Below are 26,717 nucleotides of genomic sequence, written 5' to 3' on the forward strand. Positions count from 1 at the left end.
AAACAGAAAGCCTAGGAATTCCTAGGCTTTTTTGTGTTTGCTTCTAGTTTTCAACTAGTTAAAAAAGCGTTATAATGATAGTAAAGAGTGACTTGATTGTAAGAAAGAGGGAAGGACGATGGCCTATATTGAAATGAAACACAGCTACAAGCGTTACCAGGTTGGGGATACGGAGATTGTGGCTAATCGTGATGTGAATTTTGAAATTGAAAAGGGGGAGCTGGTTATTATCCTTGGTGCTTCTGGTGCTGGAAAGTCAACGGTTCTCAATCTCCTAGGAGGTATGGATACCAATGATGAGGGAGAGATTTGGATTGATGGTGCTAATATTGCTGACTACAATTCCCACCAACGAACAAACTATCGTCGAGATGATGTGGGCTTTGTTTTTCAGTTTTACAATCTAGTCTCCAATCTGACAGCTAAGGAAAACGTAGAGTTGGCCTCAGAAATTGTAGCTGATGCCTTGGATCCTGAGCAGGTCTTGACAGACGTAGGTCTGGCTCATCGGCTCAATAACTTTCCAGCCCAGCTTTCTGGAGGAGAGCAACAGCGAGTCTCCATCGCACGTGCTGTAGCCAAAAATCCTAAAATTCTCCTCTGTGATGAACCGACAGGTGCCTTGGATTACCAGACGGGGAAGCAAGTCTTGAAAATTCTCCAAGACATGTCTCGTCAAAAAGGAGCAACAGTGATTATCGTGACCCACAATAGCGCGCTAGCTCCTATTGCAGATCGCGTGATTCACATGCGTGATGCTACGGTTAAGAGCGTAACAATTAATGAGCGTCCACAGGATATCGAAATATTGGAGTATTAGCATGAAAAAAACATACCGAAAAGACTTGCTCCAGTCGGTGACTGCTTCCAAGGGACGCTTTGCTTCTATCCTGACCTTGATGATGCTGGGTTCTTTAGCTCTAGTAGGACTCAAAGTGACTAGTCCAAATATGGAACGTACGGCAGAAGATTATCTCCGTAAAGCCAATACCTTGGATCTGGCAGTGATAGCTGATTATGGCTTGGACAAAGAAGATCAGGACGAACTAAAGACTCTTCAAGGAGCAAGTGTTGAGTTTGGCTATATGGTAGACCTAACCGTTGAAAATAGTGAAGAAGCGGTTCGACTTTATTCCAAACCAGAGAGCATTTCAACCTTTCAAGTGACAGAAGGGCGATTGCCAGAGGCTGATGGGGAAATTGCTTTGGCTGATTTCTGGAAAGACCGCTATCAGATTGGAGAGACCATTACCTTTACTAAGAAAGAAGAAAAGTCCGTCCTAAAATCCCAAACTTTCACCATTTCAGGATTTGTTCAGTCGGGTGAGATGCTTTCTCAAGAAGACTTGGGAGGAGCTAGTAGTGGAAATGGAAGCTTGGCTGGCTATGGAGTGATTTTACCCAGTCAGTTTGACTCAGATGTTTATAGCATTGCGCGTGTGCGCTATGATGATTTAAAAAATCTGGGTGCTTTTTCATCAGACTATAAGACCAAACGAACCCAACATCAGGAAGACTTGCAAGACTTGCTAGCTGATAATGGTCAAAAACGATTGACCAGCATCAAATCAAATGGACAAAAGAGCTTGGAAGATGGGAAAGAGCAGCTCCAAACAGCAGAAGGTAACCTTCAAAATGGCAAGAGTCAGTTAGAGCAGGCTGAAATTCGCTTGAAAATGCAAGAAGAACAAGCTACCGCTTTGCCAGAGCCTCAAAAGAGTCAAGCCAAGGAGCAATTGACAAAAGCTAAGGAAGAACTGACGGCTAAAAAAGAAAAACTGGCTCAGACAGAGAGTGATCTAACTAAGGAAAAAGAGAAGCTAAAACAGCGTCAGAAAGAGCTTGATGAACTGGCAGAGCCGACTTACCATGTTTACAACCGTCAAACCATGCCAGGTGGTCAAGGCTATCTCATGTACAGTAACGCTTCAGCAAGCATTCGTTCTGTCGGGAATATCTTCCCCGTGGTACTTTATATGGTCGCTGCAATGGTGACCTTTACAACTATGACTCGCTTTGTGGATGAAGAGCGTACCAATGCCGGTATTTTTAAGGCTCTAGGTTACCGAAATCAAGATATTGTTGCCAAGTTTGTCCTCTATGGTTTTCTTGCAGGAACTGTGGGAACCATTTTAGGAACGCTTCTTGGACATTATCTCCTTGCAGGCGTGATTTCGGATGTTATAACAGCTGGGATGGTCGTTGGGAAAAGTCACGAGTATTTCTATTGGTCTTATAGCCTCCTTGCCCTAGCCTTAAGTTGGGTATCCAGTGTCTTGCCCGCTTATCTGGTGGCGCGGAGGGAATTACACGATGAAACAGCTCAACTTTTGCTTCCCAAACCTCCCGTTAAAGGATCAAAGATTTTGCTGGAGCGTCTGAGCTTTATTTGGAGTCGTTTGAGTTTTACTCATAAGGTTACGGCGCGAAATATTTTCCGATATAAGCAAAGGATGTTGATGACCATTTTTGGAGTTGCGGGTTCGGTTGCTCTCCTATTTGCAGGACTTGGCATTCAGTCTTCTGTGGGAGGAGTTGTGGAGCGTCAATTTGAACAAATCCAGCAATACCAGATGATTGTAGCGGAAAAGAGCAGTGCGACGGAGCAAGAAAAAGCAGATTTAGAAAGTGCCTTGCAAGCTGAATCGATCCACGCTTATCAAAAGATTTACTCTAAATCCATTGAAAAAGATTTTAAAGGAAAAGCAGGACTTCAGACCATTACCATAATGGTCACAAGCAGAGAAGACTTCAAGCCCTTTATCGCATTAGAGGAAAATGGGCAAGAGGTGGAGATCACTGATGGAGCGGTCGTGAGTCAAAAACTAGCCCAACTAGCAGGTGTTAAGGTTGGGGATAAGCTGGAGCTTGATGGGAAGGAAATCAGGGTCGCGGCTATTTCTGAAAATTATGTTGGACACTTTGTTTATCTCAACCGAGCGACATACGAACAAGTCTACGGCACCAGTCCAAAAGACAATACCTACCTAGTAAAATTAAAAGATCCAACACCTTCCAATACGGAGAAAGAAGCTGCTACCTTCATGGAAAAACCTGCTGTTTCTGGGGTCGTCCAAAATGCGACGGCCATCCATCTCTTTGAATCCGTGGCTAGTTCGCTCAATAAAACCATGGCAATCCTTGTACTTGTTTCCGTCTTGCTAGCCATTGTCATTCTTTACAATCTCACCAATATCAATGTCGCAGAGCGTATCCGTGAACTTTCCACTATCAAGGTTCTCGGTTTCCACAATAAAGAAGTGACCCTCTATATCTACCGTGAGACTATGGTGCTGTCCCTTGTGGGGATTGCTCTCGGTTTGGTAGCTGGGCACTATTTACATCAATTTTTGATCCAAATGATTTCTCCTACCACCATACTCTTTTATCCACAAGTCAGCTGGGAAGTCTATGCTCTTCCAATCGTCGCAGTGACTGTAATATTAGCCTTACTAGGTCTCCTTGTCAATCACCACTTGAGAAAAGTGGATATGCTCGAAGCCCTGAAATCAGTAGAGTAATTCACGGTTTTAAACAGTAAATCAGTTGACAAAATCTCTGCTTCTTGGTAGAATAAGAACTGTCGTAAAGACAAATAACTTCTTCTTGGTTACAGGCATGCCAACCTGTCACTCGGATGAAGCCAAATAAAAAGGAGAAATATCATGGCAATCTCAAAAGAGAAAAAAAATGAAATCATCGCACAATATGCACGTCACGAAGGTGATACAGGTTCAGTAGAGGTTCAAGTTGCTGTCCTTACTTGGGAAATCAACCACCTTAACGAACACATCAAACAACACAAAAAAGACCACGCTACTTACCGTGGATTGATGAAGAAAATCGGTCGCCGTCGTAACTTGCTTGCATACTTGCGTAAAAACGACGTTAACCGTTACCGTGAGTTAATCAACTCTCTAGGACTTCGTCGTTAATCTTGCGTCTAAAACGTTTCTATACTTCGTTGCCTTCGCCTCGATATACCATCAGTACAATCTTCGGCTTGTCGCCTAGTCTATAAACGTTTTATCCAGCAAGAATAAAGCTCTCTGATTTCAGAGGGCTTTTTGTTTTTATCCGCTTGCTTAGGCCGTGTTCAATTGAGCATATCTTGATAATGAAGCTACTCTAAATTGGGTAGCTTTTTTACTTTTGTCACTTTACCTCGATATACTCAAGTATAATCTTCGGTTACGGTTACTAGCACTGTAAGGTAAAATAAACCAGAATGATCTCCCTTCGGGGAGATTTTTTGTTTCACGAACATTTTTGTACAATCTTCGGCTTGTCGCCTAGTTTATAAACGTTTTATCCAGCAAGAATTATGATGCTAAAGGCGCCAAAAATCCGTATGAAAATAGGGAAACAACACAATGTTCGATGAACACAAGGAGTTTCATCTTTTTCACTAGGATTATAGCCCGAGCTCAAATCAAGCTCTCAGATTTCAGAGGGCTTTTTTATTGAGGTTTTATCGGTCACAATTTTGGAGACTACAAAAACAAGACGGAAAATTCCCACTATCTGCTGAGTGACTACAAAAACCTCAAATGTTATCAGCTAATTACACCATAAAGGTGCGCAGCTACTCGGCTTGAAAAGTCGAGTAGCTGTCTGCAAGCCCCCTCGGAGAGCCCACACTTTACGAAGTAAAGTATAGTATGTTATACTTTACATGGAAGTAGTCACCGAATTTCAGTTAGAAATTACTTTGTAACTACGTTTTGAGGAGGAGTAAAATGCTTTCCTACGTTCGACATTACCCACTAGCGATAGCTAAATTAATGTGTCTGTGCTCTCCTAAAATCTGCTGATTTATTACTGACTAATACAGGAGGTTTTTATGGGACAGACAATCATATCTGCTATTGGTGTTTATATTTCCACCAGTATCGATTATTTAATTATTTTAATTATTTTATTTGCACAGCTATCACAGAATAAACAGAAATGGCATATTTATGCGGGGCAATATCTAGGCACAGGCTTACTTGTAGGGGCGAGTTTAGTTGCTGCTTATGTCGTTAATTTCGTGCCTGAAGAATGGATGGTTGGATTGCTTGGTTTAATCCCTATCTATTTAGGGATTCGCTTTGCAATTGTTGGAGAAGGTGAGGAAGAAGAGGAAGAAATTATTGAAAGATTAGAACAAAGCAAGGCAAATCAACTGTTTTGGACAGTTACATTGCTGACAATTGCGTCTGGCGGAGATAATTTAGGTATCTATATACCTTATTTTGCTTCGTTAGATTGGTCACAGACCCTCGTGGCGTTGCTTGTGTTTGTAATCGGCATAATTATCTTTTGCGAGATTAGTCGGATGTTATCCTCTATTCCGTTAATATTCGAGACAATTGAAAAATACGAGCGAATCATTGTGCCCATAGTATTCATTCTACTTGGACTATACATCATGTATGAAAATGGCACGATAGAGACTTTTCTGATTGTGTAGATTTTTTTGTTTCACTAGGATTTTAGCCCGGGCTCAAATCAGCTCTCTAATTTTAGAGGGCTTTTTATGTTGTCACTTTACCTCGATATACCCAAGTATAATCTTCGGTTACGATTATTAGCACTGTAAGACCAACTATATTTATTTTTCTCATCTTGTTCCATTGTTGAAAATATGGTATACTTTTCATGAGAATTTTCTAAATTTTTAAGATTCTATCAAAGGAGGTTTGCATGCTTTCCAAATTTTCTGGAAGCCGACAAGACCAGCAATTTGTGTTACTTTTAGTTATTTTGCTAGGTATTTTAGGGATTTCTCTCTTTCTAGCAGTTTCAATGGGATCCGTTGCGATTGATCTAGGAGATACCTATCGAATTATTTTGAGCAGATTGGGGTTTCCTCTTGAGATAGGAGAGGTTTCCAAGTCTACTCTTGCCATTGTATGGAACATGAGATTCCCCCGAGTACTGTTAGGTCTGATAGTAGGGGCTGGTCTTTCTATGTGTGGTAGCGTGATGCAGTCTACAGTGAACAATCCCATCGCAGAGCCCTATGTCTTAGGAATTTCTGCGGGTGCAACTCTAGGGGCAACTTTGAGCATCATTCTTGGTTTAAAATTGGTGATTAGCCTTGGAGCTTTCCTTGGAGCTATTTTGGCAACAATCGCTGTCCTCATCATTGCCTCTATGCAGGGCAGGATGACGACTTCTAGTCTGATCTTATCAGGAACGGTGGTCAATGCTCTCTTTCTAGCCTTTTCCAACTTTATTATCTCAGTTGGCGCTAATGCAGATAGTGTGATGACCATAAAGTTTTGGACCATGGGTTCGCTTGCAGGGACTACTTGGTCTGACTTAGTCCTGCCAACTATAGTAGTAGGAATAGCCTTTCTATTTTTCGCTACTCAGTATCGTGTTTTTAATGCGATGATGATGGGAGATGAGGCTGCTTTAACTTTGGGGATTCCCTTACGCTTCTATTGGTATCTTTACGTGACCGTGGTGGCTGTGCTGACAGCTGTCTTAGTGGCTACTTGTGGGATTATTGGATTTGTCGGTCTCATTACTCCTCACTTAGCTCGAGGGTTAGTAGGAACGAATTACAGGAGACTTTTTCCCGTTGCGACCATACTTGGTGCCCTCTTTGTCATCTGGGCAGATGTACTCTCTCGTATCATCATTCCAAACGCAGAGCTTCCAATTGGTATTTTCACAGCCTTAGTAGGTGCTCCCTTCTTTATCTACATTGTTGGAGGTAGGCGAAGGGAGGTGAGGACCTGATATGGACTTGATTTGTCAGGATGTCCACTTTGGACTAGGAGAGAAAAAAATCTTAAAAGGAGTTTCTCTTAAGGTTGAGGGGCATCAATTTCACACGATACTAGGACCAAATGGAAGTGGAAAAACCAGCCTGCTTAAACTCCTCTATCGTCAGGAAAAGGCGGACAAAGGCTTGATAAGCCTAGATGGAAAGCCACTGGAGCATTGGTCACTCAAAGAAACAGCTAAGCAAATGGCAGTTGTCACCCAGTTTAATCAATTGCAGTTTGATTGTACAGTTGAGGAAATCGTCTTGCTGGGAAGAACTCCCCACCTCTCTTTTTTACAGAAGGAAAAGGAAAGGGATTATGCCCTCGTTCAAGATGCTCTCGTCAAGGTAGATATGCTCGAGAAGAAAACTCGTCTCTATTCGTCTCTGTCGGGGGGAGAGAAACAGCGAGTCTTATTAGCCCGTGCCTTGGCGCAAGAACCGACTCTCTTGCTTCTGGACGAACCAACCAATCACCTGGATATCAAGTACCAGCTAGACTTGTTGGCCATTGTGAAGAATCTCAAGGTCAATGTTTTAGCTGTCCTACATGATATTCAACTTGCTTGTCGCTATTCGGATTATCTCTATCTGATGAAAGAGGGGGAAATCCTTTACCAAGGGACTCCAAAGGAGACCATCACCCCTGAGTCATTGCAAACTGTATACGGAGTTCAAAGTCAGGTGACTTGGACCGAGGATCAGCAAGCTATGATTCACTATTTATAAGAATGAAAAGGAAATCAAAATGAAAAAAACACTCAGTATTTTACTCGTAACAGTAGCAACATTAACGATGGCAGCTTGTGGCAATACTACTACAGAAAAAGCAACCACACAGTCTAGCACAGAAACAAGTCAAAAGGCAAGCGCAGAAACGACTTATCCACTCACGATCAAAACCTATGATGCTAAGGGAAATGAAGTCGAACAAGTCTTTGACAAGGCACCTGAAAAGGTTATCACCAACAATCTTTCAACCACTGAAATCTTATTGGAGCTAGGCTTGAAGGATAAAATTGCTGGCATGCTCAACCCGGACAATGCTGTAACAGGTAAATACAAGGACGCGATTGCGACGATTCCTCAAATTGGCGATAAAAAAACAGTCTCTCAAGAGACAGTCCTTTCTTATGAGCCAGACGCTGTGATGGGTCGAAACATGATGTTTTCTGAAAAATCCTTGGGAACAGTTAGCACTTGGAATGAAAACAAAATCCCAGTCTATACACAAAAAGCCTCTCTATCAACGATTCAGCAAGATTTGGGGAATATTGTAGAAGATGTCAAAAATCTTGGAATGATTTTTAATGTGCAGGACAAGGCCAATGAATACGCAGCCCAGTTACAAGCTAAAATTGAGGCTGTTAAGAAAGCAAACCCAGCAAGTCAAGGCGAAAAGAAAAAGGCTTTGATTATGGTTGCTTATAATGACGAAACCTTCGGTGCTTACAAGTCTGCTTTGCAAGAGAGCTTGCTAAATCAACTTGGTTATACCAACGTCGCAACGGGAACATCAGGCTTGACCTTGGAAAATCTCGTGTCAATGGATCCTGAATTGATTATCTATGTAACCAGCGACCGCAATAAAAAATTGGATGCCAACGCAGTAGAGTTGATGAAGAAAAATGCTGTTTTGGAAAATGTTCCTGCTATTAAGAATCAAAAAATCATGACTATCTCTTACGATGAGTTGATGGACTATGGTCCAGCAGTGATTGATTCCCTTGAGAAAATCAATGACTTTATCAATAAATAATGAGTTTGATTGGCAAGGGATCCAAGTTAAGGTCAGCCTTCCTTCGATCTATGATCCCAATCAAACCTATCCAGCGATTCTCTTGAATGATGGAGACTTGGATTTCCTATCTTCCCTTTCTGAATCTGTGATTTTAGTGGGCTTGTCCTCTAAAAATCGCCTAGACGACTACACTCCCTGGAAGGCATCTGCTCTGAGAGAGGGGACTCAAGATTTTGGTGGTCAGGCAACTGCCTATCATGGTCAATTATTTGGAGGTCTTTTAGACAAGTTGCAGTCGCTTTATCGCCTGGACAAAGATCGTCTTGCCTATGGAGGGTATTCACTGGGAGGTTTGGCGGCAGTCTACAGTCTTTTCGGATTTGACAAGGTTTCCTGTGTCTTCTCTATTTGCGGTTCCTTTTGGTATCCTGATTTTGTGGCTTACTGCAAGGAACAAAAGTTGAAGAATCTGGACTGCTTGCTGTATATACTAAATGGTCAAACAGAAGGAGCGCATCATACCAATCGCTTGGCTCAAGCACCAGTCTATGCTGAGCGGATTCATACCAGTCTTCAGAAGCGATATCCGACTGGTCAGTTTGTCTTTGATCCTTATGGGCATCATGAACAAGTGGCTGAGCGATTTGTGGCTTTTTCTAACTGGTTGGCAAAGAAATGGGAGATTGAATAAAGTAAGAGAAGAGACAAGGCAAAAATTAAATTTGAGGAGAAAATCCAGTAAAACTTTCTATAATAAAACGCATAATATTGAACTCTTTGAATTTCTTATATTATGCGTTTTTATGATTTTAGAGTTTCTTTGAATGCAGAAAAATACATGTTCTATAATGAAAAGTGACTGGATTGTCATTGTAAAGGAGCAGACGAGATTTATTAAGAATATCATAGGATTGATGAAATGATAGATATTTGTAGAAAATTACCCACTTTAATCTCAGTCATTTTTATATTACTAACACTAGGAATATGTATTTTTGAAGACTGATATTTTCATCATGAATTTATTCGATAAAAGAAAATACTCTTTTATTTCTAAAGAAAGAGGGACAAAATCTTTTTGAGATGATAGAGTAGAATATGAAATTTGCTCTGAATATATTAAAAGAGAAGACCAAGAGGCCCTCTCTCATTGTTAACTATTTTTCTTGTTATAGTTGGCAAAGAATCTAAATGGTGCAAAACTCCTTTCCTCTACCTTCTATATGAAAAGGATCTCCTTAATCTTTTTTCTTAACACCAACAGTCAAACCAGAGGCTACTGCAATTAAGGCAACTCCAAGTACGGATAAATTAGAAGATGCCTTTTCACCAGTTTTGGGTAATTCAGATACTTTATTAGAAAGCGTAGAAGTATGATAAACTGCCTTTGTGCTTCCGATAGGTTTTGGTTTAAGTACGACATGCGCCTCTGTTAAGAAGTCATATTTCTCTGTTACGATGCGGTAAACACGTCCTTCTTGGACAGTCTTAACAACATGATTTGTAAAATCACGATTTAAAAGACTAGAAAATTCTTGATTAATATTAAGATAAAGCCCTTTTGTCCCCTCAACTAAAGGTTTGAAGGTCGATTCTGTGTATCTCATCCCTACAACTGATAGAGAAATATCTGCTGCTTTAAGAGCTTTCAGAGTCTCTTCTACTGTTGGAATGCCTGGAGTACGGAAATCAATACTTTCATCAGTAATTAAGAATGCAAAACGACGATTATTAGAAGCTGTAGACCAATCATAATCTTTTGAGGTTGCAATATGATGTAGAGGGACTGTAGGCTCTTCTGTTCCGCCGTATGTTCGAATAGATCTAAGCGCCTTAATATACTCCTCTACATTCTTAGTGAATTTAGATCCATTAAAATCGAAATATTGAACATTGTCAGCAGCCTCATACGCGATTAAGCCAAGACGAGCATCAACTTTTTTATTAGCCAAATCACGGACAAAGTTCTCGATATTCTGTACAACATTTTGAATAGAAGAATCCATTGAAACTGACTTATCAATAGTAAAGACGATATCTGCAGAACCAGCCGCTTGTTTAGTAATTATTACATCTGCTTCTTTCAAAACTTTTTCAAATGTAGTTTTCTTGATAGTTTGAGTAACATTAGCTACATAGTCATCTGTATTAACGTGATCTGTAACAGTCTTTGTTGTTGTAACAGGTGTCTTTTCTCCAACGGCAGTTCCCTTAGCAGCTAAATGAGTTGTTTCAACACTTACAGAAGTCTCTGCTTTGGCAGTTGCTTCTGTACCAGCTGTGTTTTCTTTAGTATCTACCTTGGCGTCCGTTGAAGTAGTAGTTACTTTAACTATATCACCAGGTTGAGCTTTATCAAGTGGTACTACAGAGACATTAACTTTATCTTGAATCTCCTTAACTGTTTCGGAAATTTGTTGATTAGTTTGAGTAGTTTTAGTGGAAAGTTCATTTGAACCTACTTGAGCAAGATCATTAGCAACTTGACTTGGATTCTTTACCTCATCAGCATCAACTTGTCCCATTGCTGTAAAGGCAGACGCTAGAGCAACCGTCAATAAAACAGACTTGCACTTCCCGAATAAAGAATGTTTATGATTCATTATAAAAATCCTCCCCTTTTTTAATAATATAATATCAAAATCAAAGTAATTTGTCAAAAAATTTCTATATAGAATGTAGAGTTTTCTTCTGATTATACAGGGATAAAGATCATAAAAATGCATAGCATCAAGTGTCCAAAAACATTGATGCTACGCATTTCTTATGGAAAGGCTTGCTGGATTTTCTCTTAAAATCGAGTTTTTGTGTAGCGGTTCTCATTGTCTTAACCAAGAGACTCTCTCTTCTTATCTGTATTCCAGATAAAGCTTGCAATGAAGGTAAAGATAATCGTTAGGATACCAACAATCACAGCAAGGATGAGGGCAGGGATTCGGACAAACCACCAGAGTGGGTTTGGTTTTTTATCATTGTGCCATTGCTTGGTTTCTTCGTCCAAACGTTGGAATTCTGCTTGGATACGGTCTGCAACCATTTCAATCCCTTCATCATTCATTTTCTTGATGTCTGAGATATCGATAGGATTTCCAAAGTTCATATCGACACGTTCACGGCTAACCAAGCCTTTCAAGGTCATGGGACCTGTGTAGGTAACCGGCATGATACGGACCTTAGCCATTTTGGCAATCAAGGCAACTCCACCCTTGACATCGTTTGAGTGACGGCTCCCACTTGGAAACATGATGAGAGAGCGGTCGCTTTTCTTGAGGACGTTGATAGGGTACTTGATGGCAGAGGCACTAGGTTTTTCCCGGTCGATAGGAAAGGCGCCACACATACGGATCCACCAGCCAAAGATGCGGTTGTTAAACAGCTCTTTTTTGGCCATAAAGATGAACTGTTTTGGCTTGGTCGCAAAGGCCATGTAAACAGGATCCCACCAGGTACGATGAGGAGCGACGAGGATATAGTTTTCGTCTTGACTAGGGATTTTATCAGTATTGTGATAGTGGGCATTGCCATTGATGGACCACAAGATCAGCATGACTAGTCCACGCAAATAAGTATAAAACATGAGATCTCCTTCGATTGTATTGCTTTTATTATTATACCTTATCAAAAGACTACTGGCAAACTTTTTCAGTTGTCAGCCAACAGTTTTTGGATGAGATTAGAATTCTGCTAGAAAAAATGATATGATAGAATTTATGGATAAAAATAAGATAATGGGATTAACCCAAAGAGAAGTCAAGGAAAGACAGGTTCAAGGTTTGGTCAATGACTTTACCGCTTCGGCCAGTACCAGTACTTGGCAAATCTTTAAACGAAATGTTTTTACACTTTTTAACGCTTTAAACTTTGTTATTGCTCTAGCGCTGGCCTTTGTGCAGGCTTGGAGCAATCTGGTCTTCTTTGCCGTTATCTGCTTTAACGCTTTTTCTGGGATTGTGACCGAGCTGCGGGCTAAACACATGGTGGACAAGCTCAATCTCATGACCAAGGAAAAAGTCAAAACCATTCGTGAGGGTCAAGAAGTTGCTCTCGATCCAGAAGAGTTGGTTCTAGGAGATGTCATTCGTTTGTCTGCTGGGGAGCAGATTCCTAGTGATGCTCTAGTTCTGGAAGGCTTTGCGGAAGTCAATGAAGCCATGTTAACGGGGGAGAGTGATTTAGTACAAAAGGAAGTGGATGCCTTGCTTTTATCAGGGAGTTTCCTAGCTAGTGGCGCAGTTTTGGCTCAAGTTCACCATGTCGGGGCAGAAAACTATGCTGCCAAACTCATGCTGGAAGCTAAGACAGTGAAACCAATCAACTCCCGTATCATGAAATCGCTGGACAAGTTAGCGGGTTTTACTGGGAAGATTATCATTCCCTTTGGTCTAGCTCTCCTGCTAGAAGCCTTGATTTTAAAAGGTTTGCCCCTTAAGTCATCCGTTGTAAATTCGTCAACAGCCCTTTTGGGGATGTTGCCCAAAGGAATCGCCCTTTTGACCATTACTTCGCTCTTGACTGCGGTGATCAAGCTGGGCTTGAAAAAGGTCTTGGTGCAGGAGATGTACTCTGTCGAAACCCTGGCCCGTGTGGATATTCTCTGTCTGGACAAGACGGGGACCATCACCCAAGGAAAGATGCAAGTGGAGGCTGTTCTTCCACTGACGGAAACTTATGGTGACGAGGCTATTGCCAGTATTTTGACCAGCTATATTGCCCATAGTGAGGATAAAAATCCAACAGCTCAAGCCATTCGCCAGCGTTTCAAAGGACAGGTAGCCTATCCCATGCTTTCGAATCTTCCTTTCTCTAGCGACCGCAAGTGGGGGGCTATGGAATTGGAAGGTCTAGGGACAGTTTTCTTAGGGGCGCCTGAGATGTTGTTGGACTCTGAAGTCCCTGAAGCCAGAGAGGCCTTGGAGAGAGGATCAAGAGTCTTGGTCTTGGCACTCAGTCAGGAAAAACTAGATCATCACAAACCACAGAAACCATCTGATATTCAGGCCCTGGCCTTGCTGGAGATTTTGGACCCCATTCGAGAAGGAGCAGCTGAGACGCTGGACTATCTCCGTTCTCAGGAAGTGGGACTCAAGATTATCTCTGGTGACAATCCCGTTACAGTGTCCAGTATTGCCCAGAAAGCTGGTTTTGCCGACTATCACAGCTATGTAGATTGTTCGAAAATCACGGATGAGGAATTGATTGCCATAGCTGAGGAAACAGCAATTTTTGGTCGTGTTTCCCCTCATCAAAAGAAACTCATCATCCAAACGCTGAAAAAAGCAGGGCATACAACAGCTATGACAGGGGACGGAGTCAATGATATTCTGGCTCTTCGTGAGGCGGATTGTTCTATCGTGATGGCTGAGGGAGATCCTGCGACTCGTCAGATTGCCAATCTAGTTCTTTTGAACTCAGACTTCAATGATGTTCCAGAGATTCTCTTTGAAGGTCGTCGCGTGGTCAATAACATCGCCCATATCGCACCGATTTTCTTGATCAAGACGATTTATTCCTTTTTGCTCGCGGTGATTTGTATTGCTAGTGTTCTTCTGGGACGGTCTGAGTGGATTTTGATTTTCCCCTTCATTCCAATCCAGATTACCATGATTGACCAGTTCGTGGAAGGTTTCCCACCATTCGTTCTGACTTTTGAGCGAAATATCAAACCTGTTGAGCCAAATTTCCTCAGAAGATCCATGCTTCGCGCCCTACCAAGTGCACTCATGATCATATTTAGTGTCCTTTTTGTGAAAATATTTGGAGCGAGTCAAGGTTGGTCTGAGATAGAAATCTCAACCCTACTCTATTATCTCTTAGGCTCTATCGGATTCTTATCTGTATTTAGAGCCTGCATGCCATTTACCCTCTGGCGTCTTCTCTTGGTTGTTTGGTCTGTAGGAGGCTTCCTGGTCACAGCTCTCTTCCCAAGAATCCAGAAACTGCTTGAAATTTCGACCTTGACAGGACAAACATTCCCTGTTTATCTTGTCATGATGGCTGTCTTTACTGTGGTATTTATCTTAACCAGTCGTTATCAAGCTAGAAAATAAAGAAAGGCTGCAATCTGTGGATTGCGGTCTTTTTAGGTGCAAGATTGCTAGCTGAAATATGGTATAATAAGAGGTAACAGAGTTTTGGAAAGTGAGAGAAGATGATTTCAAAGAGATTAGAATTAGTGGCGTCCTTTGTGCCCCAAGGTGCTGTGTTACTTGATGTGGGAAGTGACCATGCTTATCTGCCCATCGAGTTAGTTGAGAGAGGCCAAATCAAAAGCGCCATTGCAGGGGAAGTGGTGGAAGGTCCTTACCAGTCTGCGGTTAAAAATGTTGAGGCTCACGGTCTAAAGGAGAAAATCCAAGTCCGTTTAGCCAATGGCTTAGCGGCATTTGAAGAGGCTGACCAAGTCTCGGTTATCACCATTGCTGGTATGGGTGGCCGTTTAATTGCTACCATATTGCAAGAAGGTTTGGAAAAGCTAGTTAATGTAGAGCGTTTAATCCTCCAGCCCAATAATCGTGAAGACGACTTGCGCATTTGGTTGCAAGCCAATGGTTTTCAAATTGTGGATGAAAGCATTCTAGAAGAAGCTGGTAAGTTTTATGAGATTTTGGTGGTGGAAGTGGGACAAATGAAGCTATCAGCCAGTGATGTCCGCTTTGGTCCCTTCTTGTCCAAAGAAGTCAGCCCAGTCTTTATCAAAAAATGGCACAAAGAAGCAGCTAAGCTAGAATTTGCCCTTAACCAAATTCCAGAAAAAAATCTGGGGGAACGTCAAGTTCTAGTAGATAAAATTCAAGCCATCAAGGAGGTGCTCCATGCTAGCAAGTGAAGTAATTAACGCATATGAAGCCTTTTGCCCTCAGGAATTCTCAATGGAGGGTGACAGTCGTGGCCTGCAAATCGGTACTTTAGACAAGGATATCCAAAGGGTCATGGTTGCCCTTGATATTCGTGAAGACACGGTGGCAGAGGCTATTGAAAAGGGTGTGGATTTGATTATCGTTAAGCACGCGCCTATCTTTCGTCCCATCAAGGACTTGGTAGCCAGCCGTCCGCAAAATCAGATTTACATCGACCTTATCAAGCATGACATTGCCGTTTATGTCAGTCATACTAATATCGACATTGTAGAGAATGGTCTCAATGACTGGTTCTGCCAGATGCTAGGCATTGAGGAGACGACTTATCTACAGGAGACAGGCCCAGAACGTGGGATTGGTCGTATTGGGAATATTCAGCCTCAGACATTTGGGGAATTTGCCCAGCATGTCAAGCAAGTCTTTGGTCTAGATAGCCTTCGAATGGTGCATTATCAAGAGAGTGATTTGCTGAAAGAAATTTCAAGAGTAGCCATCTGTGGTGGTAGTGGTCAGTCTTTCTATCCTGATGCTTTGGCAAAGGGGGCAGATGTCTATATTACTGGTGACATCTACTACCACACAGCTCAGGATATGTTGTCTGATGGTCTGATGGCATTGGATCCAGGACATTATATCGAAGTGCTTTTTGTGGAAAAAATCGCTGACCTCCTTAATCAATGGAAGGCAGAATGTGGCTGGACAATTGATATCTTGCCTAGTCAGGCATCGACCAATCCTTTCCACCATATCTAGTTAGAAGGTGAAGACAATGAAAAAAGTTGCCATTATTGGAGCAGGGATTGTAGGGGCAGCAACTGCCTACTACCTCTCGAAAGAAAGTGACCTAGAGGTAACCGTTTTTGACCATGGACAGGGTCAAGCAACCAGGGCAGCAGCGGGGATTATCAGTCCTTGGTTTTCAAAACGCCGCAATAAAGCATGGTACAAGATGGCACGCTTGGGGGCTGACTTTTATGTGGATTTGTTGGCTGATTTAGAAAAGTCAGGGGAAAAAATCGATTTTTACCAGCGTTCGGGAGTTTTTCTCTTGAAAAAGGATGAATCCAAGTTGGAAGAACTCTATGAACTAGCCCTCCAGCGTAGGGAAGAATCTCCCTTGATAGGCCGGTTAGCCATTCTAGACCAAGCGTCTGCAAATGAATTATTCCCTGGTTTGCAGGGATTTGACCACCTGCTCTATGCTTCTGGTGGTGCAAGAGTAGATGGCCAGCTCTTAGTGACTCGTTTGCTAGAAGCCAGTCAAGTCAAACTGGTCAAAGAAAAAGTGAATCTGACACCTTTATCATCAGGTTACCAGATTGGTGAAGAAGTGTTTGATCAGGTTATTTTGGCAACGGGAGCTTGGTTGGGAGACATTTTGGAGCCTTTAGGATATGAGGTAGATGTTCGTCCCCAAAAAGGACAGCTCCGAGATTATCAGCTTGCCCAAGACATGGAATCCTACCCTGTTGTCATGCCGGAAGGAGAGTGGGATTTGATCCCTTTTGCAGGTGGGAAATTGTCCTTAGGCGCTACTCATGAAAATGACATGGGATTTGACTTGACAGTGGATGAAAGCTTGCTCCAACAAATGGAGGAAGCCGCCTTGCCTCACTACCCAGCCTTGGCAGAAGCAAAATCATCAGGTGAGCGTGTAGGAATCCGCGCCTATACCAGTGATTTCTCCCCGTTTTTTGGGCAAGTGCCAGGCTTAGCAGATGTCTATGCAGCCAGTGGACTAGGTTCATCAGGCCTCACAACGGGTCCTATCATCGGTTACCATCTAGCCCAGCTGGTCCAAGACAAGGAGTTGACCTTGGATCCAGTAAACTATCCAATTGCAAACTATGTCAAACGAGTAAAAAGTGAATAAAATTTTACTGAAATTTTATCAGGTAGTTTAGGATGGCAAATGACATTCCCTATCAAAAATGATAAAATAAGAAAAAATAATCCGAGAATCGAGGAAAAAAGATGCAAGAAAAGATTTTGGTAACTGGTGGAGCTGGTTTTATCGGAACCCACACTGTGATTGAGTTGATCCAAGCAGGTCATCAAGTTGTTGTGGTGGATAATCTTGTCAACAGCAACCGTAAAAGTATAGAAGTTGTTGAAAGAATCACAGGAGTTGAGGTGCCTTTCTATGAGGCAGATATCCGTGATACAGATACCCTCAGAGATATTTTCAAGCAGGAAGAGCCGACTGGTGTTATTCACTTTGCTGGTTTGAAGGCTGTTGGTGAATCAACACGTATCCCTCTTGCCTACTATGACAACAATATCGCTGGTACAGTAAGCCTCTTGAAAGCTATGGAAGAAAACAACTGTAAGAATATCATCTTCAGTTCTTCTGCGACAGTTTACGGTGATCCCCATACTGTACCAATTCTAGAAGATTTCCCACTTTCAGTGACCAATCCATACGGTCGTACCAAACTCATGCTAGAGGAAATTTTGACCGATATCTACAAAGCAGACTCAGAATGGAATGTGGTCTTGCTTCGTTACTTTAATCCAATCGGAGCGCATGAAAGTGGAGACTTGGGAGAAAATCCTAACGGCATTCCAAACAATCTCTTGCCTTATGTTTCACAGGTAGCAGTGGGCAAACTAGAACAAGTACAAGTTTTTGGAGATGATTACGATACAGAAGATGGAACCGGGGTTCGTGACTATATCCACGTTGTAGACCTAGCCAAAGGTCACGTTGCAGCTTTGAAAAAACTCCAAAAAGGTTCAGGCCTTAATGTTTATAACCTTGGAACTGGTAAAGGTTACTCAGTTCTTGAAATTATCCAAAACATGGAAAAAGCAGTGGGACGCCCAATTCCTTACCGCATCGTAGAACGCCGCCCAGGTGATATCGCTGCCTGCTACTCAGACCCAGCAAAAGCTAAAGCAGAACTCGGTTGGGAAGCGGAACTCGACATCACCCAAATGTGTGAAGACGCCTGGCGTTGGCAAAGCAAGCATCCAAATGGATTTGAAGACTAAGATGATGATTTCAATCATTGTCCCTTGTTTAAACGAAGAGGAAGTACTTCCTCTTTTTTATCAGTCTGTTGAAGCACTGCTTCCAGAATTAGGAGCAGAGATCGAGTATGTCTTTGTGGATGATGGTTCAAGCGATGGCACTTTGGAGCTTTTGAAGGCCTATCGGGTACAAAATCCTGCGGTACATTATATCTCTTTCTCGAGAAATTTTGGGAAAGAAGCGGCTCTGTATGCAGGCTTGCAGCATGCGACTGGAGACCTAGTGGTAGTGATGGATGCAGACCTCCAGGATCCTCCTAGTATGTTGCTTGAAATGAAAGCCTTACTAGACCAGAATGCAGATTTAGACTGTATTGGGACACGGAGAACCAGTCGGGAGGGAGAACCCTTCCTTCGTAGCTTCTGTGCCGATCTCTTTTACCGCCTCATGCAAAAAATCAGCCCCGTAGCTCTGCCCTCGGGTGTCCGTGATTTTCGGATGATGAGAAGATCTGTGGTGGATGCTATTTTAGCCTTGACCGAGTCCAATCGTTTTTCTAAGGGCCTATTTGCTTGGGTGGGCTTTAAAACGCACTATCTCGACTATCCAAATGTCGAAAGACAGGCTGGCAAGACCAGTTGGAGTTTTAGGCAGCTCTTTTTCTACTCGATTGAAGGGATTCTCAACTTTTCAGATTTTCCCTTGAGTATAGCCTTTGTAGCGGGACTTCTATCTTGTTTTATTTCTTTTATGATGACTGTTTTTGTGGTGTTTCGGACCCTTATTTTGGGGAATCCGACATCTGGCTGGACCTCTCTGATGGCTGTTATTCTCTTTCTCGGAGGGATTCAACTCCTGACGATTGGGATTCTCGGTAAGTATATCAGCAAGATTTATCTAGAGACCAAAAAAAGACCACTCTATCTCGTCAAAGAAAAAAGTGATCTTTCTATTTTCGAAGGGAAAAATAACCAGAAAAGACTATAATTTTACCTAGAAATATGCTAAACTAGTAGATGAAGGGATTAAAGCGATAAAAAGAATCTACAGTATCAATTTCCCTTTTAAACTATGACGGATCTTTGAGAAGTGCACGTGTAGGACAATTTTTGATGGCCTCCAGAACATCGCTGGTCTCAGCGATTTCTCTTTGCAATTCAACTGGATCATCGTAAAATCGAACGATTCCATTATCATGGTAATCAAAGAGTTCAGAATAGGTCTGGCAAAGCCCGCAGGCGATGCACCGTTCGGGTATAAGTGTGACTTTCATATTTATATTGTAATAAGAAAATGCAAAAAAAACAAGGAGTAAGGTATGGAAAAAGAACCGTGGCAAGAAGATATTTATGACAACAGAGAAGAAGAAACAAGATTAGAGCGTCGTCACCGTAAACAAAAAGGAAAAGGTGTTGTTGCCAATCGTGTCTTGACCATTCTAGCTAGCCTCTTCTTTGTAATCGTTGTAGCGATGGTTGTCGTATTGATTTACCTTTCTACTGGAGGAAGTAACCGCACGGCAGCTTTGAAGGATTTTTATGATTCTTCAGCTCCATCGTCAACCTCTAAAGTGGAAGAGTCTTCTTCCTCTACTAGTAAAGCTCAAGAAACGAAAGAATCAACATCTTCAGAGAGCAGTTCAGAAGAACACACAGAGGGTGAAGGAACGCTTACTGTGCAACCTGGAGAAGGAGAAGCAGCTCTCGCTCAGCGTGCAGGGATTTCCATTGCCCAGCTAGAAGCTCTGAATCCTTCTCATATGTCATCAGGAACCTGGTTTGCCAACCCAGGTGATGTCATCAAGACTAGATAGGAGTCGGAAATGAAGACAATTCAAATTGCTATTGATGGTCCTGCTTCCAGTGGTAAGAGTACGGTCGCAAAGATTGTCGCTAAGGATTTTGGTTACACTTATCTCGATACAGGCGCTATGTACCGTGCTGCGACTTATATAGCGCTCAAGCACCAGTTGGATGCAGGAAATGTAGACCAACTTCTTGAGCTTCTTAACCAACACCCTATTAGTTTTGGTCGTTCAGAAACAGGTGAGCAACTTGTTTTTGTAGGGGATGTTGATATTACTCATCCGATTCGTGAAAATGAAGTGACCAACAAGGTTTCAAGCATTGCTGCCATTCCTGAAGTACGTGAGAAACTGGTTTCTCTCCAGCAAGAGATTGCTCAGCAAGGTGGTATCGTCATGGATGGGCGTGATATCGGGACAGTTGTTTTACCACAAGCTGAACTCAAGATTTTTCTAGTGGCTTCTGTTGATGAAAGAGCAGAGCGTCGTTACAAGGAAAATATTGCTAAAGGGATTGAAACAGACCTTGAAACGCTGAAAGAAGAGATTGCTGCGCGTGACTACAAGGATAGTCACCGTGAAACCTCACCTCTCAAACAGGCTGAGGATGCAGTTTACCTTGACACAACTGGATTAAGTATCCAAGAAGTGGTCGAAAAAATTAAATCAGAAGCAAAAAAACGCATGTCCTAGTGGCAGGTGAAGCAGGCTAAGGCTAGCCTGCTTCTTTTCTCTCTTTGGGAGCATTTGAAAACAGTCTTTTTGGGAGATTTTTGATAAAATAGTAGTATCAATGAAAAGGATGGAAGCATGACAAAGAAAATCGTAGCCATTTGGGCCCAAGATGAAAAAGGTGTGATTGGTAAAGAAGACCGTCTTCCTTGGCATTTGCCAGCAGAATTACAACATTTTAAGGAAACAACTTTGAACCACGCCATCTTGATGGGACGAGTGACTTTTGATGGAATGGGGCGTCGTCTGCTTCCCAAACGCCAAACCTTGATTTTGACACGAAACAGTGACGAAGTCGTGGACGGTGCGCTAGTGTTTCAAGATGTGGAGTCTGTTTTAGCGTGGTATCAGAGTCAGGAAAAAAATCTCTATATCATTGGTGGAAAACAGATTTTTCAGGCTTTTGAGCCCTATTTAGATGAAATCATCGTGACGCAGATTCATACTCAGGTAGAGGGAGATACCTATTTCCCTGAGGAGTTTGACTTGTCTCGTTTTGAGACAGTCGCAAGCAAATCTTATACCCGAGATGAGAAAAACGACTATGATTTTACCATCGAATACCGAGATAGAAAGGAAGTCTAATGGAGCGCAGTATATTTGGATTTTTTACAGCTTTTTTGTGTATAATCTGTATTTTGACTGGAGCACAGGCTTTTCGTAAGAAGCGCTATGGACTGTCTGCCTTACTCTGGTTGAATGCTTTTACCAATCTGGTGAACAGTGTCCACGCTTTTTATATGACCTTATTTTAGATAGAATGATAAATTAGAATGGAAGGAAATCATGCCTACAAATAGGAAAAATGATATGATGGTTTATTGCTCATTTTGTGGCAAAAGCCAAGAAGAAGTAAAGAAAATAATCGCTGGGAACAACGCCTTTATCTGTAATGAATGTGTGGAGTTGGCCCAGGAAATCATTCGGGAGGAGTTGGCCGAGGAAGTTTTGGCAGACTTGTCTGAAGTACCAAAACCAATCGAACTCCTCAATATCTTAAATCACTATGTGATTGGTCAAGATCGTGCCAAACGTGCCTTGGCAGTGGCGGTTTACAATCACTATAAACGCATCAATTTCCACGATACGCGTGAAGAGTCAGAAGATGTGGATTTGCAGAAGTCAAACATCTTGATGATTGGCCCAACTGGTTCTGGGAAAACCTTCCTTGCTCAGACTTTGGCTAAGAGCTTGAATGTGCCTTTTGCTATTGCGGATGCGACAGCTCTGACTGAGGCTGGGTATGTGGGTGAGGATGTGGAAAATATCCTCCTCAAACTCTTGCAGGCCGCTGACTTTAACATCGAACGTGCAGAACGTGGGATTATCTACGTGGATGAAATTGATAAAATTGCCAAGAAGAGCGAGAATGTGTCTATCACACGTGACGTTTCTGGTGAAGGGGTGCAACAAGCTCTTCTCAAGATTATCGAGGGGACTGTAGCCAGCGTACCTCCTCAGGGTGGACGCAAACATCCACAACAAGAGATGATTCAGGTGGATACCAAGAATATCCTCTTCATCGTGGGTGGTGCTTTTGACGGCATCGAAGAAATCGTTAAACAACGTTTGGGTGAAAAAGTTATTGGTTTCGGCCAAAATAATAAAGCGATTGATGAAAACAGCTCCTACATGCAAGAAATCATCGCAGAAGACATTCAAAAATTCGGTATTATTCCAGAGTTGATTGGACGCTTGCCTGTCTTTGCTGCTCTTGAGCAATTGACAGTCGATGACTTGGTTCGTATCTTGAAAGAGCCAAGAAATGCCTTGGTCAAACAATACCAAACCTTGCTTTCTTATGATGATGTTGAGTTGGAATTTGACGATGAAGCCCTTCAAGAAATCGCAAATAAGGCTATCGAACGCAAAACTGGGGCGCGTGGTCTTCGCTCCATCATCGAAGAAACCATGCTAGATGTTATGTTTGAAGTACCGAGTCAGGAAAATGTGAAATTGGTCCGCATCACAAAAGAAGCTGTTGACGGAACGGAAAAGCCAATCCTAGAAACAGCCTAGAGGTGACTATGGAAATCAATACACACAATGCTGAAATCTTGCTCAGTGCGGCCAACAAGTCCCACTATCCGCAGGATGAACTGCCAGAGATTGCCCTTGCAGGTCGTTCAAATGTTGGCAAGTCCAGCTTTATCAACACCATGCTCAACCGCAAGAATCTAGCCCGTACATCAGGGAAACCTGGGAAAACTCAGCTTCTAAACTTCTTTAACATTGATGACAAGATGCGTTTTGTGGATGTACCTGGCTATGGTTATGCCCGCGTTTCTAAAAAGGAACGTGAAAAGTGGGGGCGCATGATTGAGGAGTACCTAACGACTCGGGAAAATCTCCGTGCGGTTGTCAGTCTAGTGGATCTCCGTCATGACCCGTCTGCAGATGATGTGCAGATGTACGAATTTCTCAAGTATTACGAGATTCCAGTTATCATCGTTGCGACCAAGGCGGATAAGATTCCTCGTGGTAAATGGAACAAGCACGAATCAGCAATCAAAAAGAAATTAAACTTCGACCCAAGTGACGACTTCATCCTCTTTTCATCTGTCAGCAAGGCAGGGATGGATCAGGCTTGGAATGCTATTTTAGAAAAATTATGAGGAAAATAATGGCAAAAACAATTCATACAGACAAAGCTCCAAAGGCTATTGGACCATATGTTCAAGGAAAAATCGTTGGCAATCTTTTGTTTGCTAGCGGTCAAGTTCCTCTTTCACCTGAAACTGGGGAAATAGTTGGAGAAACGATCCAAGAACAGACAGAGCAAGTTTTGAAAAATATCGGTGCTATTTTGACTGAAGCAGGAACAGACTTTGACCATGTTGTCAAAACAACTTGCTTCTTGAGCGATATGAATGACTTTGTTCCTTTTAACGAGGTTTACCAAACGGCCTTTAAAGAGGAATTTCCAGCTCGTTCAGCTGTGGAAGTTGCACGTCTTCCTCGTGATGTAAAAGTCGAAATTGAAGTGATCGCAGAGATTGGATAAGCTAGTTGAAGTTTGGCTCTGCCAAACTTTTTTTGATATAAGGAGAGATAGATGACAAAAAAACAACTTCACCTAGTGATTGTAACAGGGATGAGTGGTGCAGGGAAAACGGTAGCCATTCAGTCCTTCGAGGATTTGGGATATTTCACCATTGACAATATGCCACCAGCCCTCTTGCCGAAGTTTTTACAGTTGGTCGAGACCAAGGATGATGACCACAAACTGGCCTTGGTAGTCGATATGCGGAGCCGTTCTTTCTTTTCAGAGATTCAGGCTGTTTTGGATGAATTGGAAAACCAAGACGATTTGGACTTCAAAGTCCTCTTTTTAGACGCAGCAGATAAGGAATTGGTCGCTCGTTACAAGGAAACTAGAAGAAGTCACCCTCTAGCAGCAGATGGTCGGATTTTAGATGGCATCAAGCTAGAACGTGAACTCTTGGCACCTTTGAAAAATATGAGTCAAAACGTGGTGGATACGACAGAACTCACTCCTCGTGAACTTCGTAAAACCATTGCAGAGCAATTTTCGGACCAGGAACAAGCCCAGTCTTTCCGTATCGAAGTCATGTCTTTTGGATTCAAGTATGGTATCCCTATTGATGCAGATTTGGTCTTTGATGTTCGTTTCTTGCCAAACCCATACTACCTTCCGGAGCTCCGTAATCAGACAGGTGAGGATCAAGCAGTTTATGACTATGTGATGAATCATGAAGAGTCTGAAAGTTTCTATCAGCACTTACTCGCCTTGATTGAACCCATTTTGCCAAGTTACAAAAAAGAAGGCAAGTCTGTTTTAACCATCGCAGTAGGATGTACAGGTGGACAGCACCGTAGTGTTGCCTTTGCCAAACGAATCGCTGAGGACCTTGCTAAAAACTGGCCTGTTAATGAAAGCCATCGTGACAAAGACCGAAGAAAGGAAACGGTAAACCGTTCATGAGAAAACCAAAAATAACGGTGATTGGTGGAGGAACTGGTATCCCCGTCATTTTAAAAAGTTTGCGGGAAAAGGATGTTGACATCGCAGCCATCGTAACGGTAGCTGATGATGGTGGCTCTTCTGGTGAGCTAAGAAAGAATATCCAACAGCTGACACCACCAGGTGATCTTCGTAATGTTCTGGTAGCCATGTCAGATATGCCTAAGTTTTATGAGAAGGTTTTTCAGTACCGTTTCTCAGAAGAGGCTGGCGCTTTTGCGGGTCATCCGCTAGGAAATATCATCATAGCAGGCCTTTCTGAGATGCAAGGATCTACCTACAATGCTATGCAATTACTCAGTAAATTCTTTCACACAACAGGAAAGATCTACCCCTCAAGCGATCATCCTTTGACACTGCATGCAGTCTTTAAAGACGGTTCTGAGGTGGCAGGTGAGAGCCACATTGCAGATCATCCAGGTATGATCGACCATGTCTATGTGACCAATACCTTGGATGATGAAACACCCCAAGCCAGCCGTCGAGTAGTCAATACCATTCTCGAGAGTGACATGATCGTCTTGGGGCCTGGTTCCCTCTTTACATCGATTTTGCCCAATATTGTCATCGAGGAGATCGGGCAGGCTCTCTTAGAGACCAAGGCGGAGATAGCCTATGTCTGCAATATCATGACCCAGCGTGGGGAAACAGAGCACTTTTCAGACAGTGACCACGTGGAAGTCCTCCATCGACACTTAGGTCGGCCTTTTATTGATACGGTCTTGGTCAATATCGAGAAGGTTCCTAGAGAATACATGAATACCAACCGTTTTGATGAGTATTTGGTTCAGGTGGAGCATGACTTTGCTGGTCTTTGCAAGCAGGTCCCTCGTGTGATTTCATCCAACTTCCTTCGTTTGGAAAATGGAGGAGCCTTCCATGATGGGGATTTGATTGTGGATGAATTGATGCGCATCATTCAGGTGAGAAAATGAGTTTTACAGTTGCAGTAAAAGAGGAAATTCTTGGTCAACACCATCTCAGTCGTTATGAACTGTCGGCCATCATCAAGATGTCAGGTAGTATTGGTCTCTCGACTTCAGGCTTGACCTTGTCAGTTGTAACTGAAAATGCTAAGTTAGCTCGGCACCTTTATGAGTCCTTTCTCCATTTTTATGAGATTAAGTCTGAGATTCGACACCATCAGAGAAGCAATCTTCGTAAGAATCGTGTCTATACGGTCTATACAGATGAGAGGGTGCAGGAGCTTTTAGCTGATTTGCGGCTTGCGGATTCCTTCTTTGGTTTGGAAACAGGCATCGATCCTGATATTTTAGCAGATGAGGAGGCTGGACGTGCTTACTTATGTGGGGCCTTTCTGGCAAATGGTAGCATCCGAGATCCTGAGTCTGGCAAGTACCAGTTGGAGATTAGTTCTGTTTATCTGGACCATGCCCAAGGACTGGCCTCTCTCCTTCAGCAGTTTTTGCTGGACGCCAAGGTTATTGAGCGCAAGAAAGGTGCAGTTACCTATCTCCAACGTGCAGAAGACATCATGGATTTTTTGATCGTGATTGGGGCCATGCTGGCGCGTGATAATTTTGAGCGCGTCAAGATTTTGCGTGAAACCCGTAATGATCTCAATCGAGCCAATAACGCTGAAACAGCCAATATCGCTCGAACGGTTTCTGCTAGTATGAAGACTATCAACAATATCAGTAAAATCAAAGATAGAATGGGTTTGGAAAATTTACCCGTGGATTTGCAAGAGGTAGCGCAGTTGCGAATTCAGCACCCAGACTACTCTATCCAGCAGTTGGCAGATAGCCTGAGCAATCCCCTGACTAAAAGTGGTGTCAATCACAGACTCAGAAAAATAAACAAGATTGCAGATGAACTATAAAACCACGGATTGTTCAAT

At 42.5% G+C, this 26,717-nt stretch carries 26 protein-coding genes; 23 read left to right on the plus strand and 3 right to left on the minus strand.

The annotated features are described in order from the left end of the window. Positions 1 to 118 precede the first annotated feature (118 nt). The 8 genes from D8801_RS00230 to D8801_RS00265 all read left to right on the plus strand — a co-directional run bounded on the left by D8801_RS00230 (position 119) and on the right by D8801_RS00265 (position 9,195). Positions 119 to 820, plus strand: a complete 702-nt coding sequence (locus tag D8801_RS00230) for an ABC transporter ATP-binding protein (protein WP_125847014.1) — start codon at positions 119 to 121, stop codon at positions 818 to 820. Continuing rightward, positions 816 to 3,521: an FtsX-like permease family protein gene (locus D8801_RS00235; RefSeq protein WP_185758484.1), complete on the plus strand. Its 2,706-nt coding sequence runs from the start codon at positions 816 to 818 to the stop codon at positions 3,519 to 3,521. Before D8801_RS00230 ends, D8801_RS00235 begins: the two co-directional genes overlap by 5 nt. A gap of 144 nt (positions 3,522 to 3,665) precedes the next feature. Beyond that, on the plus strand, positions 3,666 to 3,935 hold the full coding sequence (rpsO, locus tag D8801_RS00240; protein WP_001018251.1) for a 30S ribosomal protein S15: 270 nt from the start codon (positions 3,666 to 3,668) through the stop codon (positions 3,933 to 3,935). A 908-nt stretch (positions 3,936 to 4,843) separates the two neighbouring features. Further along, entirely contained in the window at positions 4,844 to 5,455 is a 612-nt protein-coding gene (locus tag D8801_RS00245; protein WP_000531728.1) for a CadD family cadmium resistance transporter, read from the plus strand. Between the two features lie 233 nt (positions 5,456 to 5,688). Then, positions 5,689 to 6,735, plus strand: a complete 1,047-nt coding sequence (locus D8801_RS00250; RefSeq protein WP_125847018.1) for a FecCD family ABC transporter permease — start codon at positions 5,689 to 5,691, stop codon at positions 6,733 to 6,735. Between the two features lies 1 nt (position 6,736). Next, positions 6,737 to 7,492 carry an ABC transporter ATP-binding protein gene (locus D8801_RS00255; RefSeq protein ID WP_000364120.1) on the plus strand — a complete coding sequence of 252 codons (756 nt, stop codon included), beginning with the start codon at positions 6,737 to 6,739 and terminating at the stop codon, positions 7,490 to 7,492. A 19-nt stretch (positions 7,493 to 7,511) separates the two neighbouring features. After that, positions 7,512 to 8,522, plus strand: a complete 1,011-nt coding sequence (locus tag D8801_RS00260; RefSeq protein ID WP_125847020.1) for an ABC transporter substrate-binding protein — start codon at positions 7,512 to 7,514, stop codon at positions 8,520 to 8,522. After that, positions 8,503 to 9,195 carry an alpha/beta hydrolase-fold protein gene (locus tag D8801_RS00265; RefSeq protein WP_125847022.1) on the plus strand — a complete coding sequence of 231 codons (693 nt, stop codon included), beginning with the start codon at positions 8,503 to 8,505 and terminating at the stop codon, positions 9,193 to 9,195. The genes D8801_RS00260 and D8801_RS00265 overlap by 20 nt, the downstream gene beginning before the upstream one ends. 547 nt (positions 9,196 to 9,742) lie before the next feature. On the opposite strand, the gene D8801_RS00270 is transcribed toward D8801_RS00265, so the two are convergent. Further along, entirely contained in the window at positions 9,743 to 11,107 is a 1,365-nt protein-coding gene (locus D8801_RS00270) for an LPXTG cell wall anchor domain-containing protein (protein WP_084945881.1), read from the minus strand. A gap of 224 nt (positions 11,108 to 11,331) precedes the next feature. Further along, positions 11,332 to 12,081 carry a lysophospholipid acyltransferase family protein gene (locus D8801_RS00275; RefSeq protein WP_125847025.1) on the minus strand — a complete coding sequence of 250 codons (750 nt, stop codon included), beginning with the start codon at positions 12,079 to 12,081 and terminating at the stop codon, positions 11,332 to 11,334. 133 nt (positions 12,082 to 12,214) lie between these two features. On the opposite strand from D8801_RS00275, the gene D8801_RS00280 reads away from it, so the two are divergent. The 6 genes from D8801_RS00280 to D8801_RS00305 all read left to right on the plus strand — a co-directional run bounded on the left by D8801_RS00280 (position 12,215) and on the right by D8801_RS00305 (position 19,322). Next, positions 12,215 to 14,551, plus strand: coding sequence for a cation-translocating P-type ATPase (locus tag D8801_RS00280; protein WP_125847646.1), 2,337 nt, complete (start codon positions 12,215 to 12,217; stop codon positions 14,549 to 14,551). Between the two features lie 101 nt (positions 14,552 to 14,652). Further along, positions 14,653 to 15,330, plus strand: a complete 678-nt coding sequence (locus tag D8801_RS00285) for a tRNA (adenine(22)-N(1))-methyltransferase (RefSeq protein ID WP_125847027.1) — start codon at positions 14,653 to 14,655, stop codon at positions 15,328 to 15,330. After that, on the plus strand, positions 15,317 to 16,114 hold the full coding sequence (locus D8801_RS00290; protein ID WP_125847029.1) for a Nif3-like dinuclear metal center hexameric protein: 798 nt from the start codon (positions 15,317 to 15,319) through the stop codon (positions 16,112 to 16,114). Before D8801_RS00285 ends, D8801_RS00290 begins: the two co-directional genes overlap by 14 nt. A 16-nt stretch (positions 16,115 to 16,130) precedes the next feature. Next, a complete protein-coding gene (locus tag D8801_RS00295; RefSeq protein ID WP_185758474.1) occupies positions 16,131 to 17,234 on the plus strand; it encodes an NAD(P)/FAD-dependent oxidoreductase in 1,104 nt (367 codons plus the stop codon). Between the two features lie 101 nt (positions 17,235 to 17,335). Continuing rightward, the gene (gene galE, locus D8801_RS00300) at positions 17,336 to 18,355 is read left to right on the plus strand and encodes a UDP-glucose 4-epimerase GalE (protein ID WP_061417166.1); all 1,020 of its coding nucleotides are present in this window, start codon (positions 17,336 to 17,338) and stop codon (positions 18,353 to 18,355) included. Continuing rightward, on the plus strand, positions 18,339 to 19,322 hold the full coding sequence (locus D8801_RS00305; protein ID WP_185758475.1) for a glycosyltransferase family 2 protein: 984 nt from the start codon (positions 18,339 to 18,341) through the stop codon (positions 19,320 to 19,322). The genes galE and D8801_RS00305 overlap by 17 nt, the downstream gene beginning before the upstream one ends. Before the next feature lie 82 nt (positions 19,323 to 19,404). Here D8801_RS00305 and D8801_RS00310 read toward each other — a convergent pair whose 3' ends face one another. Next, positions 19,405 to 19,608 carry a ferredoxin gene (locus tag D8801_RS00310; protein WP_002874767.1) on the minus strand — a complete coding sequence of 68 codons (204 nt, stop codon included), beginning with the start codon at positions 19,606 to 19,608 and terminating at the stop codon, positions 19,405 to 19,407. Positions 19,609 to 19,653: 45 nt separating this feature from the next. Between D8801_RS00310 and D8801_RS00315 the strand changes: the two genes are divergently transcribed. The 9 genes from D8801_RS00315 to whiA all read left to right on the plus strand — a co-directional run bounded on the left by D8801_RS00315 (position 19,654) and on the right by whiA (position 26,699). Continuing rightward, entirely contained in the window at positions 19,654 to 20,148 is a 495-nt protein-coding gene (locus D8801_RS00315; RefSeq protein WP_061417164.1) for an SAG1386/EF1546 family surface-associated protein, read from the plus strand. Between the two features lie 9 nt (positions 20,149 to 20,157). Then, positions 20,158 to 20,832 (plus strand): (d)CMP kinase, encoded by a 675-nt coding sequence (gene cmk, locus D8801_RS00320; RefSeq protein ID WP_125847037.1) that lies wholly within the window; start codon positions 20,158 to 20,160, stop codon positions 20,830 to 20,832. A 117-nt stretch (positions 20,833 to 20,949) separates the two neighbouring features. Continuing rightward, positions 20,950 to 21,456, plus strand: a complete 507-nt coding sequence (locus D8801_RS00325) for a dihydrofolate reductase (RefSeq protein ID WP_125847039.1) — start codon at positions 20,950 to 20,952, stop codon at positions 21,454 to 21,456. 201 nt (positions 21,457 to 21,657) lie between these two features. Further along, positions 21,658 to 22,890 carry an ATP-dependent Clp protease ATP-binding subunit ClpX gene (gene clpX, locus D8801_RS00335; RefSeq protein ID WP_002874765.1) on the plus strand — a complete coding sequence of 411 codons (1,233 nt, stop codon included), beginning with the start codon at positions 21,658 to 21,660 and terminating at the stop codon, positions 22,888 to 22,890. An 8-nt stretch (positions 22,891 to 22,898) separates the two neighbouring features. After that, positions 22,899 to 23,486: a ribosome biogenesis GTP-binding protein YihA/YsxC gene (gene yihA, locus D8801_RS00340; protein ID WP_125847043.1), complete on the plus strand. Its 588-nt coding sequence runs from the start codon at positions 22,899 to 22,901 to the stop codon at positions 23,484 to 23,486. Between the two features lie 8 nt (positions 23,487 to 23,494). Continuing rightward, positions 23,495 to 23,875: a RidA family protein gene (locus D8801_RS00345; RefSeq protein WP_038805523.1), complete on the plus strand. Its 381-nt coding sequence runs from the start codon at positions 23,495 to 23,497 to the stop codon at positions 23,873 to 23,875. A 51-nt stretch (positions 23,876 to 23,926) separates the two neighbouring features. Continuing rightward, a complete protein-coding gene (gene rapZ / locus D8801_RS00350; RefSeq protein WP_125847045.1) occupies positions 23,927 to 24,817 on the plus strand; it encodes an RNase adapter RapZ in 891 nt (296 codons plus the stop codon). Continuing rightward, positions 24,814 to 25,791, plus strand: a complete 978-nt coding sequence (locus tag D8801_RS00355) for a YvcK family protein (RefSeq protein ID WP_001231057.1) — start codon at positions 24,814 to 24,816, stop codon at positions 25,789 to 25,791. The genes rapZ and D8801_RS00355 overlap by 4 nt, the downstream gene beginning before the upstream one ends. After that, the gene (gene whiA / locus D8801_RS00360) at positions 25,788 to 26,699 is read left to right on the plus strand and encodes a DNA-binding protein WhiA (RefSeq protein WP_125847047.1); all 912 of its coding nucleotides are present in this window, start codon (positions 25,788 to 25,790) and stop codon (positions 26,697 to 26,699) included. The genes D8801_RS00355 and whiA overlap by 4 nt, the downstream gene beginning before the upstream one ends. Positions 26,700 to 26,717: the final 18 nt, after the last annotated feature.

The organism is Streptococcus oralis (genome assembly GCF_003943415.1).
Taxonomy (GTDB): domain Bacteria; phylum Bacillota; class Bacilli; order Lactobacillales; family Streptococcaceae; genus Streptococcus; species Streptococcus oralis_BJ.

Coding starts and splice junctions, on each gene's coding strand:
- whiA (WP_125847047.1), top strand. CDS start 25,788: ATGAGTTTTACAGTTGCAGTAAAAGAGGAAATTCTTGGTCAACACCAT.
- D8801_RS00265 (WP_125847022.1), top strand. CDS start 8,503: ATGACTTTATCAATAAATAATGAGTTTGATTGGCAAGGGATCCAAGTT.
- D8801_RS00315 (WP_061417164.1), top strand. CDS start 19,654: ATGGAAAAAGAACCGTGGCAAGAAGATATTTATGACAACAGAGAAGAA.
- rapZ (WP_125847045.1), top strand. CDS start 23,927: ATGACAAAAAAACAACTTCACCTAGTGATTGTAACAGGGATGAGTGGT.
- D8801_RS00310 (WP_002874767.1), bottom strand. CDS start 19,608: ATGAAAGTCACACTTATACCCGAACGGTGCATCGCCTGCGGGCTTTGC.
- yihA (WP_125847043.1), top strand. CDS start 22,899: ATGGAAATCAATACACACAATGCTGAAATCTTGCTCAGTGCGGCCAAC.
- D8801_RS00270 (WP_084945881.1), bottom strand. CDS start 11,107: ATGAATCATAAACATTCTTTATTCGGGAAGTGCAAGTCTGTTTTATTG.
- D8801_RS00260 (WP_125847020.1), top strand. CDS start 7,512: ATGAAAAAAACACTCAGTATTTTACTCGTAACAGTAGCAACATTAACG.
- D8801_RS00285 (WP_125847027.1), top strand. CDS start 14,653: ATGATTTCAAAGAGATTAGAATTAGTGGCGTCCTTTGTGCCCCAAGGT.
- D8801_RS00345 (WP_038805523.1), top strand. CDS start 23,495: ATGGCAAAAACAATTCATACAGACAAAGCTCCAAAGGCTATTGGACCA.
- clpX (WP_002874765.1), top strand. CDS start 21,658: ATGCCTACAAATAGGAAAAATGATATGATGGTTTATTGCTCATTTTGT.
- D8801_RS00275 (WP_125847025.1), bottom strand. CDS start 12,081: ATGTTTTATACTTATTTGCGTGGACTAGTCATGCTGATCTTGTGGTCC.
- D8801_RS00245 (WP_000531728.1), top strand. CDS start 4,844: ATGGGACAGACAATCATATCTGCTATTGGTGTTTATATTTCCACCAGT.
- cmk (WP_125847037.1), top strand. CDS start 20,158: ATGAAGACAATTCAAATTGCTATTGATGGTCCTGCTTCCAGTGGTAAG.
- D8801_RS00230 (WP_125847014.1), top strand. CDS start 119: ATGGCCTATATTGAAATGAAACACAGCTACAAGCGTTACCAGGTTGGG.
- D8801_RS00255 (WP_000364120.1), top strand. CDS start 6,737: ATGGACTTGATTTGTCAGGATGTCCACTTTGGACTAGGAGAGAAAAAA.
- D8801_RS00295 (WP_185758474.1), top strand. CDS start 16,131: ATGAAAAAAGTTGCCATTATTGGAGCAGGGATTGTAGGGGCAGCAACT.
- D8801_RS00325 (WP_125847039.1), top strand. CDS start 20,950: ATGACAAAGAAAATCGTAGCCATTTGGGCCCAAGATGAAAAAGGTGTG.
- D8801_RS00355 (WP_001231057.1), top strand. CDS start 24,814: ATGAGAAAACCAAAAATAACGGTGATTGGTGGAGGAACTGGTATCCCC.
- D8801_RS00305 (WP_185758475.1), top strand. CDS start 18,339: ATGGATTTGAAGACTAAGATGATGATTTCAATCATTGTCCCTTGTTTA.
- D8801_RS00250 (WP_125847018.1), top strand. CDS start 5,689: ATGCTTTCCAAATTTTCTGGAAGCCGACAAGACCAGCAATTTGTGTTA.
- rpsO (WP_001018251.1), top strand. CDS start 3,666: ATGGCAATCTCAAAAGAGAAAAAAAATGAAATCATCGCACAATATGCA.
- D8801_RS00280 (WP_125847646.1), top strand. CDS start 12,215: ATGGATAAAAATAAGATAATGGGATTAACCCAAAGAGAAGTCAAGGAA.
- galE (WP_061417166.1), top strand. CDS start 17,336: ATGCAAGAAAAGATTTTGGTAACTGGTGGAGCTGGTTTTATCGGAACC.
- D8801_RS00290 (WP_125847029.1), top strand. CDS start 15,317: ATGCTAGCAAGTGAAGTAATTAACGCATATGAAGCCTTTTGCCCTCAG.